This window comes from Parazoarcus communis (genome assembly GCF_003111665.1).
GTDB lineage: Bacteria > Pseudomonadota > Gammaproteobacteria > Burkholderiales > Rhodocyclaceae > Parazoarcus > Parazoarcus communis_B.
The window spans coordinates 1,521,521-1,538,127 of record NZ_CP022188.1 but is presented as its reverse complement, the minus strand read 5'-3'; the positions used below and the strand labels follow the sequence as shown (position 1 = coordinate 1,538,127).

The following is a 16,607-nucleotide window of genomic DNA, read 5'->3' as shown; positions in this document are numbered from 1 at the left end:
GGGTCTAGCGAATCAACGCCAGCCCGAAAGCCATACCCGTTGCGAGGCTGAAACCCACTGCGCCGGTGATCCAGTTCTTGCGCAGACCCGACCACGGCCTGAGTTCGATCAGCAGCAGCCGCACGCCGCACATCATGTGCAGGGACAGGAGCACGACCAGCCCCCACTCCGCGAACTTGAACAGGGGCTGATCGGCGAACTGCAGGAAACCATCCAGCGCTGCCGTCCCTTTGATCGCCTGTCCGAGCGCCCAGAAATGCACGGGCAGGAACAGCGCCAGCGCCAGTCCCGACACGCGGTGCATCAGGAAAGCCCAGTACGCGGCATGGTTGCGCGCGCGTGAATCATTCGTTCGCTTCATGATGCGATCACTCCCCATACGGCGCGCAGGCCGAGGATCAGGATTCCCCAGGTGAATAGCTGCGCGATCAACACCGACTTGAACCCTCGAACACCAAACCACTCTTCAGCAATGTTGGTCACACCGACCGGCACATGGGCGGCGCAGCCAAGGACGAACACCGCGTAGAAGGCCCCGAACAGCCAGCTGCCCTGGGTTCGCTCCAGAATCTCGGCGCCGCTCAGACCGCCTCTCACCGCGTAAATCATGATCGCCAGATGCGCCACCACACAGCACGCGAGCACCATCGCGCTGATGCGCTGGACATACCACTGGCGTCTTTTTGTCTCGGCCTGACTCATCACTTACCTCCGGCACTGGACGTCATCAGCAGGCGCTTCAGGCCTGCGATGCTTGCGGTCGGGGCCAGCTGCTTCGGGCAGCGCTCGGTGCATGTGCCCTGCGTATGGCAGGAGTGACAACCCGCATCACCCGCAACGACGCTCAGGCGCTGCGCCGACTGCACGTCACGCTGGTCATTGACGAGGGTCCATGCGCGATTCAGCGCCGCAGGGCCCAGATAGTCAGGGCGCCAGCTCACCACATCGCAGGAGCCGTAACAGACACCACAGCCAATGCACTCGATGCCGGCATCAGCGGCCTTTCTGGCTTTCGAGTCGGGCTGGACCTTTTCGAAATCGTCGTTGCGCGTCCGGCTACCCTTGAACTGCCCCATGCCGCGCGCCCACTTGTCGAAAAAGTCGCGCATGTCGGTCACCAGATCCTTGACGACCGGCAGGTTCGACAAGGGCGCGAGTTCGAGCTTGCCGTTGTCGGCGACCTGCGACACATGGGTGCGGCAGGTCCACATTGCCTTTCCATTGACCGTCATCGCGCACGAGCCACACATCCCCACGCGGCACGCGAAGCGGTACGACAGGGTGTGATCCACATTGCGTTGAATGTGGGTAATCACGTCAAGCACAGTCTGATTGTCGCGGCGCGGCACTTCATAGGTAACGAAGTCGCCCTCCTCCTTACCCCGCCACACGCTTACCGCAAGAGTTTTCGTCATTTTTTCCCACCTCGCCAAGCATTCAGATTCAGATTCGCGATGTCCGCAGCAGTCAGCTGAAGGATCACCAGCGAATTCGGCAGCGATCAGCCATGTGGCGATTCTGGGCATGGGCATGAAAAATAAAAAGCTAATCTTAATTTGCACGAGCTAAATAAACTCTTTATCTAAAAGGCGCATTGCCTGCGAGCACCGGCCGATGGCTTTGGTCACCGGTCACTGACGATGTGAGGTGCGACGGACGTGCTTATGGATGCGCAGGAGTCGCGGTGGCGTGACATGGAAGCGTTTCGGGTCGAAACGGTCCGGCAGATCGCAGAACGCGACCGTCGGATTGCCGAGGCCCCGTGCGGCTCGGGGTGAACACGAACCGCCGTTGCAGGGGGACCAGAACGGTACTCGGAGCCCCCCGGCACAGGGGACTCCGAGCGCAAATCAATTGAACGAGATCCGCCGACTCAGGCCGAGTAGCGGTGCGTGACGCGGCAACGGGTGCACCGCTACCGCAGCCTTGCGCTTACCAGTAACCCAGCACTTTCCACCACAGGCCGCCGATGACGGCCCAGATGGTGAGATTGACCACGCTCACCACAAAGCCCACCTGCCACCATTCCTTGAGCGTGACATAGCCTGAGGCGAAGATGATGGGTGCAGTGCCTGTGCCGTAGTGCGTCAGCGACATCATCAGCGAGGACGCACCGGCCATCAGGAGCGCCAGATACATCGGCGGCGCACCAAGTGCGATGCCTGCAGTGAAGAAGGCGCCGAACATGGCCGTGATATGTGCGGTGGTGCTCGCAAAGAAGTAGTGCGCGTAGAAATACACACCCACCAGCAACAGGGTCGCACCGACCCAGCCGACGCCCGTGCTTTCGATCCCGCCCTGGATCTGCTCCGAGAACCACTGGATGAGGCCGAGCTTGCCGAGGAAGCTCGCCATCATGACCAGTGCAGCAAACCACACGATGGTGTCCCAGGCGCCTTTCTCCGTAAGGACGTCGTTCCAGGTGAGCACATTGGTCACGAGCAGGATCGACAGTCCAAGAAACGCTACCGTCGTTGCATCGAGCGCGTATTCCTTGCCGAAGATCATCGCCGGAATGCCCGCCCACAGCACCAGCAACAGCGCGAACACGCTGATCATGATCATTTCGCTGCGATTCAGCGGCCCCATCTCCGCGAGTTTCTCCCTCGCGAACTTCGGCGCCTCTGGCGTTTCCTTGAGCTCGGGCGGGCACATGTAATACACGACCAGCGGCATCAGGATCAGCGCGATGATGCCGGGCACCAGCGCCGCCAGAGCCCATTGGCCCCAGGTGATGCTGATCCCGGCACCGGTGGCGTCCGAGATCAGCTTGACCACAAGCGGATTCGGTGCGGTTGCGGTGATGAACATCGCGGATGTGATGGGGTTGGTGTTGTAGTTCACGAGCGCGAGAAAGCGCCCCATCTTCTTCTCGGTGCCCTGCTCCGGATCGGAGCCAAACCCTGCTGCGATCGGCCGCATGATCGGATGGATGATGCCCCCGCCGCGGGCCGTGTTGCTGGGCGTCACCGGGGCGATCAAGGTCTCCGACGCGGCGAGTGCATAGCCGATACCGAGGGTCTTCTTGCCAAAGATGGAGATGAACCAGTACGCGATACGCGACCCCAGTCCCGACTTGGAGAGACCGCGGGAGATCATGATAGCGATACCGATCAGCCAGATCAGGCTGTTGGAAAATCCGCTCAGCGCATCCTTGAGCGCATCACCTGGCTTCGGGCTGGTGACGCCGGTGATCGCCACAAGCATGATTGCAACGATCGCGATCGCGCCGATCGGCATCGCCTTGCCGATAATCGCCGCGATGGTGCCCACGAAGAGCGCCAATAAATGCCACGCCTTGGGATCGACCCCCTCGGGTACGGGTATCACAAACCAGATGATCAGGGTCAGCGCGACGGAAATCAGCGCGGATGAGAATTTGACGCCAGCAGGCTCGGCCATGTGTTCCTCCCTTTCTGTTCGGAGTGTTCTTTTTCAGAAAGGCAAGCAGCACACCGGAGCAACCGACTGCGCCGCCTGACTCGCTAACCACCACTCTACGCACTCCCGGGCCACTTGGCCAATGGATCCATGCGTGCGCCTGTCGCGCAATGCCGCGCGCAGCCGCGGTTTGAGGCCCCCAGTCCGCTATCTGGGTGAAGCCTCCACGCTCAGCGCATCAGCCGGATAAAGCCGCAGCATCTCCCGGGCTTCCTGCTCGGATCTGGCACGCAGCCAGTTACCCCACAGATCGTCCGGCAGGATCACCACCGAGCGCTTCTCATCCTCAGGCTTGTGAAAGCGCTGCATGACCGGGTCGTTGTCTGCATTGATGGTGAGCATCGACATTGACCAGGCTGGCAGCTCGCCCGCGTCCTCTCGGTGCGCCCAGATTCCGGCAATGCCCATGGGTTTTCCGTCCGCCCTGGCAATCCGCCAACGGACGGCCGTGCCGGATTCGTAGCACGGTTCGTAGATCTCAGTCGCCGGGATGATGCACAGTTGCCCACGCCGCCACGCATCCCTGAAAGAGGGCTTTTCGCCAACGGTTTCGGCCCGCGCGTTGTAGGTGGAGCGGGCGATCCTGGCGTCCTTCGCCCACCCCGGCACCAGGCCAAAGCATGCCGGCACCCACTCCCGCGGGGCGAAGTTGCTCACGATCGGCACGATCGAGCCAGGGTAGGCCTCGCCATAGGGGAAGTCTGGCGGCGGCAGCGGAAAGGCGGACAGCGCGTCCCTGCTGGCGGGTCTGTAGTTGGCGCACATGGGCCAATGTTATGCCCACCGTGGTTCACCGTGCCAGCACTTGCCGCAGGCCCCGTAGCGCAGAGCAACATCCACCTCATTTATTCACACATAAGAATATCTAATTCATAGACAGCAAATTGAACGTTTGTCGCGTGTCACCGGTTACCCAAGAATGCAGGCCAAGGCAGAACTCATCAGCGGGATGCGTTCGGTGCAGCCGGCATCAGCCGCGCTCAGAACGCAAGCGTCGTTCTTGCCTCCGGCGATGCAGCCGCATGGGAACAACGCGTTTCCTGAGCCAGGAAGCCGTCGATATTTCAACGCGGAGCGCGCGCAACAACGCGATCTGCACTGACAAGGTGAACAAGCCGTATGCGTACCCCCAGACCCTACGATCCGACCTACGATCCCCTGTATGCCAAGTCACCTGGCACGGCGACCGACTACTCACCGACCTACTGGCGTTTTCACGCAGGCGAACCGCCCGCAGACGATGGCCCGGTCTCCGGCGACATTGAAGCCGATGTCGTGCTCATCGGCGGCGGCTTCACCGGCCTGGCAACCGCCCTGTTTCTGGCACGGGAGCATGGCATCAAGGCCGTTGTTCTCGAGGCGAACCAGATCGGCTGGGGCTGCACGAGTCGCAATGGCGGCCAGGGACATCTGGCCTGGGGGCGACTGAGCCGAAGCCAGTGGGTGCAGAAGTGGGGGGCAGATGTGGCGCGCCGCCTGCACAACAACAGCCTTGAAGGTTATGAGGTGTTCCGGGCGATGACCGAGGATGCGGAGATCGACTGCGAGCCGCATGGCGAGGGCAACCTGCTGATCGCACACAGTCCGAAGGCGATGGCGGGGCTCGAAGCCGAGTCGCGCCTGTGCAACGAAATTCTTGGCTACAGGACGCGCCTGCTGACACGCGACACGGTCCTCAACGAATACATCGGCGATCAGGAGTGCCAGGGCGCGATGCTTGAACCGGTCGGCATCGCGGTGCAACCGCTGAAGCTGGCCTATGGCTATGCGCGGGTCGCACGCCGGCTCGGCGCCCGGATCCACACCGGCAGCCCGGTTCAGAACTGGACCACGGTCGATCGCGTACATCATCTGCGCACGCCGGGCGGCACGGTACGGGCGAAGGCGGTTGGCATCTGTACCGCCGGCTACACCAGCCCGAACCTGCACAAGCTGACCGCCTACAAGGTGATGCCGATCATGGCCAACTCGGTCGTGACGCGCGAACTGACCGATGACGAGATCGCCGCCTGCGGTTTTCGCTCCACCCTGCTCACAACCGACACGCGCAAGCTGCGCTACTACTACCGCTATCTGCCCGAGAAGCGCTTGCAGATCGGCACGCGCAGCGCCATCACCGGCGGTGATGCAGACAACCCGAAGCATCTGCGCGTGGTCCAGGAGGCCATTGCGCGCAAGTTTCCGGCGCTGGAGGGTATCGAAACGCCCTTCTTCTGGCACGGCTGGATGGATATCTCGCACGACATGATGCCGCGCATCGTTCAGCCCGATCCCAAACAGCAGGTGTTCTATTCACAAGGCTATTCAGGCAACGGCGTGTCCTTCTCCGCCTATGCCTCGAAGCAGCTTGCGAACCTGATTGCAGGAAAAAGCCTGGCTGACAGCGACCTGCCGATCTTCAGCTCTCCGCTGCCGAGCCACCCGCTCCGGCCGCTTCGGCGACTTGGGCAGCACGCGCTTTATACCTACTTCTCCTTGCGCGACAAGTTTGCCTGAGCGCGCAGGGATGGCGGGTGTGTTTTGAAACCCGCCACCCGTTCGGACTAATTGGGAGATGACCACCGACATCCAGTTGTGACACCGCAAAACATGCTCCGCGAACAATAAGGCGCCAGCCGAAAAGGCGCCCCCGAGATCTCGCGGAAGTACGTCCTCAAGAGGAGACAACGATGAAAACCATAATTAGACAGAGTCCGCCCAGCAGCAGTTTGACGACGCGGCTATTCGGCGAATATGACCACACCCTGTTCTGGCCGGTACTGACGGTCTACGTCGCGATCATGGCCTGTGCGCTGCTCATGCCCGAGAGCACGGGCACATGGCTGGTGAGCATCCGGAACTTCCTGATCTTCAACTTCGGCTGGAGCTTTCTGCTTGGCGTTGGCATCACGCTGTTCTTCTGCCTGTATCTTGCCATCAGCCCCTATGGCGACCTGAAGCTGGGCAAGGACGATGCCGTGCCCGAGTTTTCGTTCGGTTCGTGGGTGTCGATGCTGTTCTGTTGCGGTCTGGGGATCGGATTCGTGTTCTTCAGCGTCGCCGAGCCCCTGACCCATCTGCACGAATCCTCTCACGTCATCGACATGGGCGCTGCCGGGCAAGCTGCTGGCATTGCCAAGGCGGTGCAGATCACACTGCTCGACTGGGGCATGCATGGCTGGGCCTTGTACGCCGTGGCGGCCTGGGCGATTGCCTTTCCCGCCTATCGCCTCGGCAAACCGCTCACCGTCGCGACAGGCCTGTACGGCATCCTTGGTGACCGTTGCAACAGCAGCATCTGGGGCCGTCTCGCCAACGGGCTTGGCATTCTGGGGACGATCGGCGGTAACGCCACCATGATCGGCCTCGGCGTTGCATCCATCAGCTACGGCATTTCCACCTTGTTCGAGATCGAACTGGGCAACTTCGGAAAGGTCATGGTCATGATGGGCGTCATCGTGGCCTATGTCGCATCGGCTGCAACCGGCGTCGAGAAGGGCATCAAGATGCTGAGCGTCGCCAACATGGTGATTGCAGGCCTGATCGTACTGGCGCTGCTCCTGTTCGGAAACGCGCCCATTCACTACCTGCTCAACCTCACCACGCAGCAGTTCGGTGACTACTTCGGCTCCATGCTGACGATGTCGTTCTGGAGCGATGCCGGCAACGTCCAGCAGCGCGAATGGCTTGGCTGGTGGGTGATTTTCTACTGGCTCTGGTACGTGTCCTACATTCCGTTCTGCGGCGGCTTCATCGCGCGCATCTCGAAAGGCCGCACGCTGCGGGAGTTCGTCTTCGGCACCACCTTTGTACCCATGGTACTGGCCATCATCTGGTTCAGCGTGTGGGGGGGCTCGGCTGGCTACACCGAGGTAAACGGCATTGCGCCCCTATGGGAAGGCGTTCAGAAGAACCCTGAGGCCGGTGTGTACATGCTGCTCAACAGCATGCCTCACGGCTGGTGGCTGAGCCTTGCGGTGCTGTTCTGCACCATCGTGTTTGCCGTAACAACTTCCGACTCGGCGTCATTCTTCGTGGCCATGCAGGTCTCCAACGGTGAAGAGAACCCGCGGGTGTCGATGCGTCTGCTGTGGGGCGTGGTGATCGGGCTGACCGGGATCGTATTCCAGCTCTCCGGTGGCTTCACCGCAATCAAGTCACTGGCGATTGTGGTCGGCGCGCCATTCTTCGTGGTTGGCATCGCCTACATCGTCTCGGTGAATCGAATGCTCCGCATGGCCAAGGCGGGGCAGATGGAGCCGCACCCCGGCCCGGAACAACAGCCTGCCGCCCCGCACCGGGGACCGGCGCAAGGCCATCTGGTGCCAAGCGTTGGCGCCGCGTCCTGACGGCCTGCAAGCCCTTCACTCCACACGCAATGCGCCCACAGGGCGCAACACGAAAACAACTTTATTCCAGGAGCAATGCTGATGACAGAAGCAGAATTGAACGATCTGTTCGACGCCTTCAACCGGCACGACATCGACGTGATCATGCCCTACTTTCACGACGACATCGTCTTTGACACCGTCTCAGGCCCGGAAGCCTACGGCACCCGGATTGTCGGCAAGGAGGCCGTCAAGGCCCAGTTCGAAGCCACCTGGGGTGCGATGCCCGATGTCCAGTGGCTCAACGGGAAGCACTACTTCGCGCAGGAACGCATCGTGTCGGAATCGACCTTCATCGCCACTCAGGCCGATGGCCGCAGACACCACGCCGACAGCGTGGACCTGTTCACGCTGAGTGACGGCAAGATCATTCGCAAGCAGGCCTTCCGCAAGAACCGGCCGCTGCTCGATCCCGCCTGACGCGGCTGCCGCGCCCGTTGCACGCAATGCGAAAACGCCCCGCTCGCCTGCATGGAGTCATCTCCCATGCAGGCGAGGGGCAAACGAACCAATCCAGCCCCATAAACGGACACGCCATGTCACACAAGTTCGAAGGCGGATGCGCTCACATCCGCACCCATTCAGATCACGCACCGATCGACAACCACATCTGCCATGGCGCCGCCACCCAGCGCGTTACCGGCCAGGCGTCGGCACAAGTCGCCTATTTCAACCATGACGAACTCGTCGTCGAGAACATCGATCTGGTCGAGCGTCAGCCTTTCGACAGCGAGGACCCATCGAACCCGCTGGTGTTCGCAACATGCCGGACGTGCAACGCACCGATCATGATCGGTGACAAGCTGGGCCGCATCCGCGGGGTCATTCCCGCACTGATGGGCTACGACGCATCGTTTCCTTCGGCGACCTATCACGCCAACAGGGGTCCGGCAGCAAGCGGGACGGCGCCGGATGACGGCCTGCCCGTCCACGCAGGCCTGCGCCCCGACTTTGTCTGGCCGCCCGAAATGTAAGGCGAACGGGCGACCGCGGCCGCCCACGAAATGCAGCATCTGACCTGATCCGCCGTATGCACCCGCATGCGGCGGTTTCCATTGCAGCGGGGCATCAACCCGATATGCAGGAAGGCTCCAGGTCGAGCCAGGCACAGAACTCGGTTGCCGCGGCCGACAGCGGTTTGTCGCTCCGCCACGTGAGGTAGTAGCCAGCATCACAGCTGATCGGTGCGTCGAAAGGGCACACCAGGAACGGCTCAAGCCTTGAGCCACTCACAAAATCGTCGTAGAGCAGACAGGCGCCGATCCCCTCGATGGCCATACTGGCCGCAATGGCATAGCTGTCGACATGGATTCGTGCCGGGTGCTCGGCGGTTTCCGGGCAATAGATACGTTTCCAGTCGAGCCACCCATTCGGCGTGCCGAGCACATCGATCAGCGCGGTCTGCTCGAAGCCGTCCGCGCTGCGAAGCTTGTTTGCAAGCGATATCGAGCAATACGGGCGCAAGATCCGGGGCAACAGACTACGCGTCTCAAACCCCGGCCAGCTGCCAGTTCCGTAACGAATCTCCAGTTCCGTGTTGGCCGCCTCGTACTCGAGGTCCCAGTTCGTCTGCAGCATGCGCACCGAAAGCTGCGGGCGGTGAGCGATGAAGCGGCCAATCCGTGGCGCGAGCCAGAGCTCGCCGAAGGTATTGTTGACGTGCAGCTCCAGCACACCATCCGCCGAGGAGCTGAAAATACTGCTCATGCCCGCGTTGAGCCGCTGCAGACCTTCCCTGACGACGTCAAGAAGCGCACGCCCCTCGGTGGTCAGCTGCAGCGAGCGCGTCTTGCGCAAGAACAGCTCCTTGCCAAGCTTGTGCTCAAGCAGCTTGATCTGCTGACTCACGGCGGACTGGCTCAGGTTCAGCTCTTCGGCCGCGAGCGAAAAACTCAGGAGCCGCCCGGACGCCTCAAAGGTACGAAGCCAGTTGAGCTGAAGGTTGCCGATATTCATGGGCCAGCGCTCCGTCTAGCAGGTTGTCTTGTTACTGCCGCTTTGGTTCTGCACTTCACGAACATCAAGCAGAAGCAACAATAAAATGGAACTTTTTGTTCCGAAATTTACTTTATGGTATTCATGGAGCAGTGTCAAACCTTCGTCACGTCCGATGCTGCTCACGGTCCGCGCGTCCCCGTGGATCCGGGCGCCCGCAGCGCTATGAATTGACTGATAAGATCCCAATACAAGGCTCTTTGCGCATCCAATCCCCGCACCCTGCAAATGGACGTCCCTCCGCACGACAGGCAGTGCTTCCGCTGCACGCACTACTTCATCACCCACGATACGGCCCTGCCTTATGGGTGCCACGCCCTGCATTTCAAGAGCCGGACTCAGCCGTGGCGCGAGGTGCTGGCTGCGTCCGGCACGCCATGCCAGTACTATTCGCCGAAGCCGTGCACAACGCGTGGCACGAAAGCATGACCTCGACCCAACACGACCACCACCGTGGCTGAACCAAGGCTGCGGCAGGTGGTCACTCAGCTGATCCCAAGCATGATCCACATCACCAGGAAACGACGATGACCCGCACTCGCCTTCTCGCACTCTGCGGTAGCGCCCGCCAGGACTCCTTCAATCGTCGCGCCCTCGCGGTGGCCATCAAGGGGGCGAAGAATGCCGGTGCCGATGTCACCTTCGTCGAACCGCGCAACTTCGTCATGCCCCTCTACGACGGCGATCTCGAAGCCAGCGAGGGTTTGCCCGAGGCGGCGGCACGCCTGCAGCGACTGTTCGCCGAACACGACGGCGTCATCGTCGCCACCCCCGAATACAACGGCTTCTTCACCCCGCTGCTGAAAAACACCCTCGACTGGGTGTCGCGTCCGCTGCCTGACGGTAGCGGCAAGCCTGGCACCATTCACCTGCGCGGCAAGCCTGCCGGCCTGATCACCGCCTCGCCCGGCGCACTGGGCGGCATCCGCGCGATGCAGCATGCGCGGCTGTATCTGTCGAACCTGGGCCTGGTCGTCGTCCCCGAGCAGGCCGCCGTTCCTGCTGCCAACAAAGTGCTCGGCGCCGATGGCAGCATCGCGGACGACCGCACCCGTGACATGCTCGAAGGCGTCGGTGCCGCCGTGTGCAATCTGGCCAACGCAATTGGCCGCAACGCTGGCTGATCCCGCCAAGCGGCCACGGCCGCGTATCACCGCCTCACGAATCGCAGGATGCGCCCCGGCGTCCTCGCGCAACCGCTGCCGCCTGCGCCAACACACCCAAACGGCCGTCGTTCCGGCAGGCGCAGAAGGCCCCTGACCAAGGATTGTGTCACCCAGAAGCCACCTCTAGCAGCCCCTCTGCATGCAGGTCGAACACCAAGAGAATGGCCTTAGCCGACGCAAGGCTCTTGCAGTGATCATCGGACGGGTAGGGGCCAGCGTCGATCATGGGGCTACCTGCTGCCGGCAATCGCCAAGCGCAGCCGTTGCCTCGCACTGAATGCCGTCCCCAAAAATCTGGCCGGTAGCGGGCTCGAAACGCGGCCGGCGCACTCACACCAGAAAGCGATCAAACTAACCCATAAAACGATATTGTTTGCCAGTAGGGCGAACGATAGAGTGGTATTCCAGCAGGCTCAGTCAAAAACGTTGCCTGCCATCCGGGACCTTCCGCCGCGGGATCCGCAGCTAACGGGAAACGTGGCATCCAAACCGCGCCACGCAGTCCCTGTCCCGCCAAACACCCTCAGGTGTTTTCGAATACAAAAAGAACCATGTCCGGCCGGCCGGGCTGCGACCGTCTGCTGGCCGCGGCTTGTGCCACCCCTGAACCGAGGAGAAAACCTTGACGATTTTCAACCCCACCACTGCGCTGCGCGCGGCCTCTACAGCCATGTTGCTGACGCTCGGCCTCAGCGCATCCGTGTACGCAGCCGGATCCCCCGCACCTGACGACAAGGGTCGTCACTTCTACGAGAAGGTCTGTTCGCGCTGCCATGAAACCGACATCGGCCCCGTGCTACTCGGCCGTGACCTGCCGCCCGCGTTCTTCACCACCATGGCCCGCTCAGGCCGGAACGCCATGCCGGCCTTCCGGATATCTGACGTCGATGACGAGACCCTGCAGGCTGTCGCGGAGTATCTGTCGAAGAGCAAAGCCAAGCCTTGATGGAGATCAAAGCCATGAACAGTATGCGACGCGAAGTACTGAAATCCATCGCCGCGGCTAGCGTTGCGATCCCTGCAGCAGCAAGCGTCCCCGCTTCTGCGGCCGGGCTGCACCGCACCGGCGCCGGCGCCTCAAGAATGACACGGGTGCTACCCGTCATCGCTGGCCTGCCACTCGATGCCGCCTTCGTGCGCGGCGTCATCACGGCAAGTGAGCGTTCGGCGGCGACGGTGGCGCCAACACAAAGCATCGGCAAGCTGGATTCTGCGGCGATCGCCGCGCTGACAGTCGCCAGTGACGGCAGGCCCACCACCATTGTCGGCCTCACCGATTCGGCCACGGCCATGCTGGTGCTCGGCCACATGCGCAGCAAGAACGCCACCGTAGTGGCCATGACCCACCACCGCCTCGCGCACGAAGCCAACGCCGCAGCCTGGGCCGCACACATCGGCGAGCTGGCCGTGGCCCAGGCATTGAGCCCTGCAGCCCTGCTCGCCGGTGCCGCCGACGACGGCGCGGCCGGTGCGGCCTACGTGCCGGACGGGATCTCCTACATGTCCTTCACCTGCGTCATCTGAACGGAGCCACCATGACCAAGTACACCATCCTGCCGAAGGACGTTTCCGAGAGCGACTTCGATGCCGCCGTCAAGGAATTCACCGCCATTCTGGGTGCCGACAAGGTGCTGACCGCCGGCGACAAGCTCCAGCCCTACAGCAAGATCATGCTGGCGGTCGAAACCGACAAGCACGCCGCCTCTGCCGTACTGCTGGCAACCACCGTCGAACAGATTCAGGCCATCGTCAAGGTCTGCAACACCTACAAGATCCCCATCTGGACGATCTCGACCGGGCGCAATTTCGGCTACGGCTCGGCCGCCCCGGTGGCGCGCGGCCAGGTCATTCTCGACCTGCGCCTGATGAACAAGATCATCCACGTCGACCCCGAGCTGTGCACCGCGCTCGTGGAACCGGGCGTGACCTATCAGCAGCTGTATGACTACATCGAAGAGAACAAGCTGCCACTGATGCTGTCCTTCTCGGCACCGTCGGCCATCGCCGGCCCGCTGGGCAACACCATGGACCGCGGCGTTGGCTACACGCCTTACGGCGAGCACTTCCTGATGCAGTGCGGCATGGAGATCGTGCTCGCCAACGGCGAAGTGCTGCGCACCGGCATGGGCGGCGTCAAGGGCGACAAGGCCTGGCAGGTCTTCAAATGGGGCTACGGACCGACCCTGGACGGCATGTTCACCCAGTCCAACTACGGCATCTGCACCAAGATGGGCTTCTGGCTGATGCCCAAGCCGCCGGTGTTCAAGCCGTTCGAGATCCAGTTCGACGAAGAATCGGACATCTCCGAGATCGTCGAGATGCTGCGCCCGCTGCGCATCGCCCAGATCATCCCGAACTCGGTCGTGATTGCAGGCACCCTGTGGGAAGCCGCCACCTGCAACACCCGCCGTTCCGACTACATCACCACCCCCGGCGCCACCCCCGACTCGGTGCTCAAGCAGATCCAGAAGGACAAGCACCTCGGGGCCTGGAACGTCTATGCCGCGCTGTACGGCACCCCGGAACAGGTCGAGGTCAACTGGAAGATCGTCACCGACGTGGTGGCAAAGTCCGGCAAGGGCCGCGTGATCACCAAGGAAGAAGCGGGCGACACCCAACCCTTCAAATATCGCTCTGAACTGATGTCGGGCGTGCCGAACCTGCAGGAGTTCGGGCTCTACAACTGGCGCGGCGGCGGCGGCTCGATGTGGTTCGCCCCCGTCAGCCAGGCCCGCGGCAGCGAGTGCGAAAAGCAGATGGCGATGGCGAAAACCATTCTCAACAAGCATGGTCTGGACTATGTCGGCGAGTTCATCGTCGGCTGGCGCGACATGCACCACGTCATCGACGTACTGTTCGACCGCAGCAGCGAAGAGGAAACCGCACGCGCCAATGCCTGCTTCAGCGAACTGCTCGATGAGTTCGAAAAGCACGGCTACGCGGTATATCGCGTCAATACCGCCTTCCAGGAGCGCGTGGCGCAGTCCTACGGCACCGTCAAGCGCGATGTGGAACGCGCCATCAAGCGCGCCCTCGACCCGAACGGCATCCTTGCCCCGGGCAAGTGCGGCATCAACATCTGAGCACGGAGAACCATCTCATGACACACACCAGCCCGCCGGTTGCCTACACCGGCTTCGACCAGCAGCCCATCGCCGGTCAGTGGCGCGCCGGTCGCTCCGAGCGCCGCCTCGCCGACACTAACCCCTTCAACGGCGAGCAGCTGACCGAAATCCAGCTCGCCAACATCGCCGACGTGGACGACGCCTATGCCGCCGCAGCCCGTGCCCAGCGTGAATGGGCTGCACGTCTGCCCGACGAACGCGCCGACGTGATCCGCCGCGCGGCCGACATTCTTCTGGCCCGCGGCGCGGAAGTGCAGGAATGGATCGTGCGCGAATCCGGCAGCACGCGCTTGAAGGCCCTGATCGAGTGGGACAGCGCACGCCGCATCATGGTGGAGTCCGCCACTTTCCCGAGCCGCGTCGAGGGCCGCATCCTCGCCGCCGGCGTTCCGAACCAGGAGAGCCGCGTCTATCGCTCGCCTCTGGGCGTGGTGGGCGTGATCAGCCCGTGGAATTTCCCCTTCCACCTCTCTGCACGCTCGATCGCCCCGGCGCTAGCGCTGGGTAACGCCGTGGTCGTCAAGCCGGCCAGTGATACGCCGATCACCGGCGGCCTGTTGCTGGCCAAGATCTACGAAGAGGCCGGCCTGCCCAGCGGCCTGCTCAGCGTCGTCATCGGTGCCGGCAGCGAGATCGGCGACCACTTCGTCGATCATCCGGTACCCAGCCTGATCTCCTTCACCGGGTCGACCGAAGTCGGCCGCGGCGTCGGCCGCCTGGCTGCCGGGGGGCGTCATATCAAGCGCGTCGCCCTCGAGCTCGGTGGCAACGCACCGATCGTCGTGCTGGACGACGCCGATGTTGCCGTGGCCGCCAACGCCGCCGTGGTTGGACGCTTCCTGCATCAAGGTCAGATCTGCATGAGCACCAACCGCGCCATTGTCGACGCCAAGGTGTACGACGCCTTCGTGGCCGAAGTCCAGCAACGCGTCGAAGGCCTGAGTTTCGGTGACCCTGCCGATCCCGCCACCGTCGTCGGTCCGCTGATCAATACCAAGCAGTGCGAGGACGTCGTCGCACGCATCGAGCGTGCGAAGCGCGATGGCGCCCGCCTGGTCGTGGGCGGCGAGGTCAAGGGAAACGTGGTGCCGCCGCACGTGTTCGCCGATGTCGACCCGACCTGCTCGATCGCCATCGACGAGACCTTCGGCCCGGTGCTGCCCATCATCAAGGCACGTGACGAAGCACACGCGCTGGAGCTCGCCAACCAGTCCGAGTACGGCCTGTCGAGCGCGGTGTTCACCGCCAATCTCGAACGTGGTGTGCGCTTTGCACGCGGCATCACGGCGGGCATGACGCACATCAACGACATGACCGTCGACGACCAGCCGAACGCCCCCTTCGGCGGCGAGAAGAACTCCGGCCTCGGCCGCTTCAATGGCGAATGGGCCATCGAGGAGTTCACCCGCGCACAGTGGATCACGCTGCAGCACAAGCCGCGCCCCTACCCCTTCTGACCGTCCGGCGGCCGTCGGCCGCCTCCCGATAGCAGCAGACCGCACTGCCTGCCGTGCCCCCACGGCAGGCAGGCGCACGCCTGTGCCTGCCGCAACCGGAAGCACCACACCCATGGAGACAGAAAATGAGAAAACTCAGCCACAGCCTCGCCGTCTGCGCCCTCGCCTGCCTGGCCACCACCGCCACCGCCAAGGAAGGCGCCGATCAGTATCCCAACGGTGCCGAAAACTGGCTCGCCGGCGCACTGCCCCCACCCGGAACCTACTACCTCAACTACTTCGGCTATTACAGCGGAGATCTGCGCAATGGCGACGGCAAGCGGGTGTCCGGCGCAAGCGCAGAGGCCTGGTTCAATGCCTTCCGCGTGGTGCACGTATCCGGGCACAGGATTCTTGGCGGCAACTGGGGCTGGTACGCCATCCTCCCGGTGGTGTCACAGAAGGTCTCGCTGGGCAGCACGAACACCGTTGCCGGCCTCGGCGACGCCACCTTCGATCCTTTCGTGATCTCGTGGCACACGGACAACTGGCACTGGGCCACGGGCATGAGCATCAACCTGCCCACCGGCCGCTACAAGGAAGGCGACCCGACGCAGAGCATCGGCGCCAACTACTGGAGCATCGAACCGCTGTTCGCGGTGAGCTACCTCAACAAGGACGGCTGGGAGCTGTCCGCCAAGTTCATGTACAACATCAAGTCGAGCAACAAGGACTTTCGCCTTGCGCCCGGCGCAGAAAAAATGGAATACGCCTCGGGCGACGAGTTCCACGTCGACTACCTCGTGGGCAAGCGCTTCGGCGCGTGGGGGGTCGGGCTTTCGGGGTATTATCTGACGCAGATCAATAAAGACAAGCTCGAAGGCCACACCTTGGCCGCCAACCCCGGTGTCTGGTCCGAGGGTCGGCGCGGGCAGGTGTTCGCGATCGGCCCGAGCGTGACCTATACCAATGCATCAGGCGTGCATTTCATCGGTCAGTGGCAGCGTGAAACCGGGGTTGAAAACCGCTTCGGCGGTGACAAGCTCTGGTTCAAGGCGATCATGCCGCTGTAGGCGA

General features: G+C 62.6%; 16 protein-coding genes. 10 read left to right on the top strand and 6 right to left on the bottom strand.

What is annotated here, in order from left to right; all coding sequences use genetic code 11:
- Positions 1-4 precede the first annotated feature (4 nt).
- From sdhC to CEW87_RS06990, 5 genes are all read right to left on the bottom strand, one after another.
- A complete protein-coding gene (sdhC, locus tag CEW87_RS07010) occupies positions 5-361 on the bottom strand; it encodes a succinate dehydrogenase, cytochrome b556 subunit (RefSeq protein WP_108950153.1) in 357 nt (118 codons plus the stop codon).
- The gene (locus CEW87_RS07005; RefSeq protein WP_108972045.1) at positions 358-702 is read right to left on the bottom strand and encodes a succinate dehydrogenase; all 345 of its coding nucleotides are present in this window, start codon (positions 700-702) and stop codon (positions 358-360) included. The genes sdhC and CEW87_RS07005 overlap by 4 nt, the downstream gene beginning before the upstream one ends.
- Positions 702-1,415, bottom strand: a complete 714-nt coding sequence (locus tag CEW87_RS07000; protein WP_108972044.1) for a succinate dehydrogenase/fumarate reductase iron-sulfur subunit — start codon at positions 1,413-1,415, stop codon at positions 702-704. The genes CEW87_RS07005 and CEW87_RS07000 overlap by 1 nt, the downstream gene beginning before the upstream one ends.
- A gap of 517 nt (positions 1,416-1,932) precedes the next feature.
- Entirely contained in the window at positions 1,933-3,402 is a 1,470-nt protein-coding gene (locus tag CEW87_RS06995; protein ID WP_108972043.1) for an anion permease, read from the bottom strand.
- Between the two features lie 186 nt (positions 3,403-3,588).
- Positions 3,589-4,206: an SOS response-associated peptidase gene (locus CEW87_RS06990; protein ID WP_108972042.1), complete on the bottom strand. Its 618-nt coding sequence runs from the start codon at positions 4,204-4,206 to the stop codon at positions 3,589-3,591.
- Between the two features lie 354 nt (positions 4,207-4,560).
- Between CEW87_RS06990 and CEW87_RS06985 the strand changes: the two genes are divergently transcribed.
- From CEW87_RS06985 to CEW87_RS06970, 4 genes are all read left to right on the top strand, one after another.
- A complete protein-coding gene (locus CEW87_RS06985; protein ID WP_108972041.1) occupies positions 4,561-5,937 on the top strand; it encodes an NAD(P)/FAD-dependent oxidoreductase in 1,377 nt (458 codons plus the stop codon).
- Between the two features lie 173 nt (positions 5,938-6,110).
- Positions 6,111-7,769 carry a BCCT family transporter gene (locus CEW87_RS06980; RefSeq protein ID WP_108972040.1) on the top strand — a complete coding sequence of 553 codons (1,659 nt, stop codon included), beginning with the start codon at positions 6,111-6,113 and terminating at the stop codon, positions 7,767-7,769.
- An 81-nt stretch (positions 7,770-7,850) separates the two neighbouring features.
- Positions 7,851-8,228 (top strand): nuclear transport factor 2 family protein, encoded by a 378-nt coding sequence (locus CEW87_RS06975; protein WP_108977003.1) that lies wholly within the window; start codon positions 7,851-7,853, stop codon positions 8,226-8,228.
- Between the two features lie 116 nt (positions 8,229-8,344).
- Positions 8,345-8,782: a hypothetical protein gene (locus CEW87_RS06970; protein ID WP_108972039.1), complete on the top strand. Its 438-nt coding sequence runs from the start codon at positions 8,345-8,347 to the stop codon at positions 8,780-8,782.
- A gap of 94 nt (positions 8,783-8,876) precedes the next feature.
- Here CEW87_RS06970 and CEW87_RS06965 read toward each other — a convergent pair whose 3' ends face one another.
- Complete coding sequence (locus CEW87_RS06965) at positions 8,877-9,764, bottom strand: LysR family transcriptional regulator (RefSeq protein WP_108972038.1); 888 nt, start codon at positions 9,762-9,764, stop codon at positions 8,877-8,879.
- 566 nt (positions 9,765-10,330) lie between these two features.
- Between CEW87_RS06965 and CEW87_RS06955 the strand changes: the two genes are divergently transcribed.
- The 6 genes from CEW87_RS06955 (at position 10,331) to CEW87_RS06930 (ending at position 16,603) form a co-directional block, all read left to right on the top strand.
- A complete protein-coding gene (locus tag CEW87_RS06955; RefSeq protein ID WP_108972036.1) occupies positions 10,331-10,927 on the top strand; it encodes an NADPH-dependent FMN reductase in 597 nt (198 codons plus the stop codon).
- 664 nt (positions 10,928-11,591) lie between these two features.
- On the top strand, positions 11,592-11,915 hold the full coding sequence (locus tag CEW87_RS06950) for a c-type cytochrome (protein WP_108972035.1): 324 nt from the start codon (positions 11,592-11,594) through the stop codon (positions 11,913-11,915).
- 14 nt (positions 11,916-11,929) lie between these two features.
- Complete coding sequence (locus tag CEW87_RS06945; protein WP_159098104.1) at positions 11,930-12,493, top strand: hypothetical protein; 564 nt, start codon at positions 11,930-11,932, stop codon at positions 12,491-12,493.
- A gap of 11 nt (positions 12,494-12,504) precedes the next feature.
- Complete coding sequence (locus CEW87_RS06940; RefSeq protein ID WP_108972033.1) at positions 12,505-14,052, top strand: FAD-binding oxidoreductase; 1,548 nt, start codon at positions 12,505-12,507, stop codon at positions 14,050-14,052.
- A gap of 17 nt (positions 14,053-14,069) precedes the next feature.
- Positions 14,070-15,551 (top strand): aldehyde dehydrogenase family protein, encoded by a 1,482-nt coding sequence (locus CEW87_RS06935; protein WP_108972032.1) that lies wholly within the window; start codon positions 14,070-14,072, stop codon positions 15,549-15,551.
- Positions 15,552-15,676: 125 nt separating this feature from the next.
- Positions 15,677-16,603 (top strand): SphA family protein, encoded by a 927-nt coding sequence (locus tag CEW87_RS06930; protein WP_108972031.1) that lies wholly within the window; start codon positions 15,677-15,679, stop codon positions 16,601-16,603.
- The last annotated feature ends 4 nt before the right edge of the window (positions 16,604-16,607 follow it).

Coding starts and splice junctions, on each gene's coding strand:
- sdhC (WP_108950153.1), bottom strand. CDS start 361: ATGAAGCGAACGAATGATTCACGCGCGCGCAACCATGCCGCGTACTGG.
- CEW87_RS07005 (WP_108972045.1), bottom strand. CDS start 702: ATGAGTCAGGCCGAGACAAAAAGACGCCAGTGGTATGTCCAGCGCATC.
- CEW87_RS07000 (WP_108972044.1), bottom strand. CDS start 1,415: ATGACGAAAACTCTTGCGGTAAGCGTGTGGCGGGGTAAGGAGGAGGGC.
- CEW87_RS06995 (WP_108972043.1), bottom strand. CDS start 3,402: ATGGCCGAGCCTGCTGGCGTCAAATTCTCATCCGCGCTGATTTCCGTC.
- CEW87_RS06990 (WP_108972042.1), bottom strand. CDS start 4,206: ATGTGCGCCAACTACAGACCCGCCAGCAGGGACGCGCTGTCCGCCTTT.
- CEW87_RS06985 (WP_108972041.1), top strand. CDS start 4,561: ATGCGTACCCCCAGACCCTACGATCCGACCTACGATCCCCTGTATGCC.
- CEW87_RS06980 (WP_108972040.1), top strand. CDS start 6,111: ATGAAAACCATAATTAGACAGAGTCCGCCCAGCAGCAGTTTGACGACG.
- CEW87_RS06975 (WP_108977003.1), top strand. CDS start 7,851: ATGACAGAAGCAGAATTGAACGATCTGTTCGACGCCTTCAACCGGCAC.
- CEW87_RS06970 (WP_108972039.1), top strand. CDS start 8,345: ATGTCACACAAGTTCGAAGGCGGATGCGCTCACATCCGCACCCATTCA.
- CEW87_RS06965 (WP_108972038.1), bottom strand. CDS start 9,764: ATGAATATCGGCAACCTTCAGCTCAACTGGCTTCGTACCTTTGAGGCG.
- CEW87_RS06955 (WP_108972036.1), top strand. CDS start 10,331: ATGACCCGCACTCGCCTTCTCGCACTCTGCGGTAGCGCCCGCCAGGAC.
- CEW87_RS06945 (WP_159098104.1), top strand. CDS start 11,930: ATGAACAGTATGCGACGCGAAGTACTGAAATCCATCGCCGCGGCTAGC.
- CEW87_RS06940 (WP_108972033.1), top strand. CDS start 12,505: ATGACCAAGTACACCATCCTGCCGAAGGACGTTTCCGAGAGCGACTTC.
- CEW87_RS06935 (WP_108972032.1), top strand. CDS start 14,070: ATGACACACACCAGCCCGCCGGTTGCCTACACCGGCTTCGACCAGCAG.
- CEW87_RS06930 (WP_108972031.1), top strand. CDS start 15,677: ATGAGAAAACTCAGCCACAGCCTCGCCGTCTGCGCCCTCGCCTGCCTG.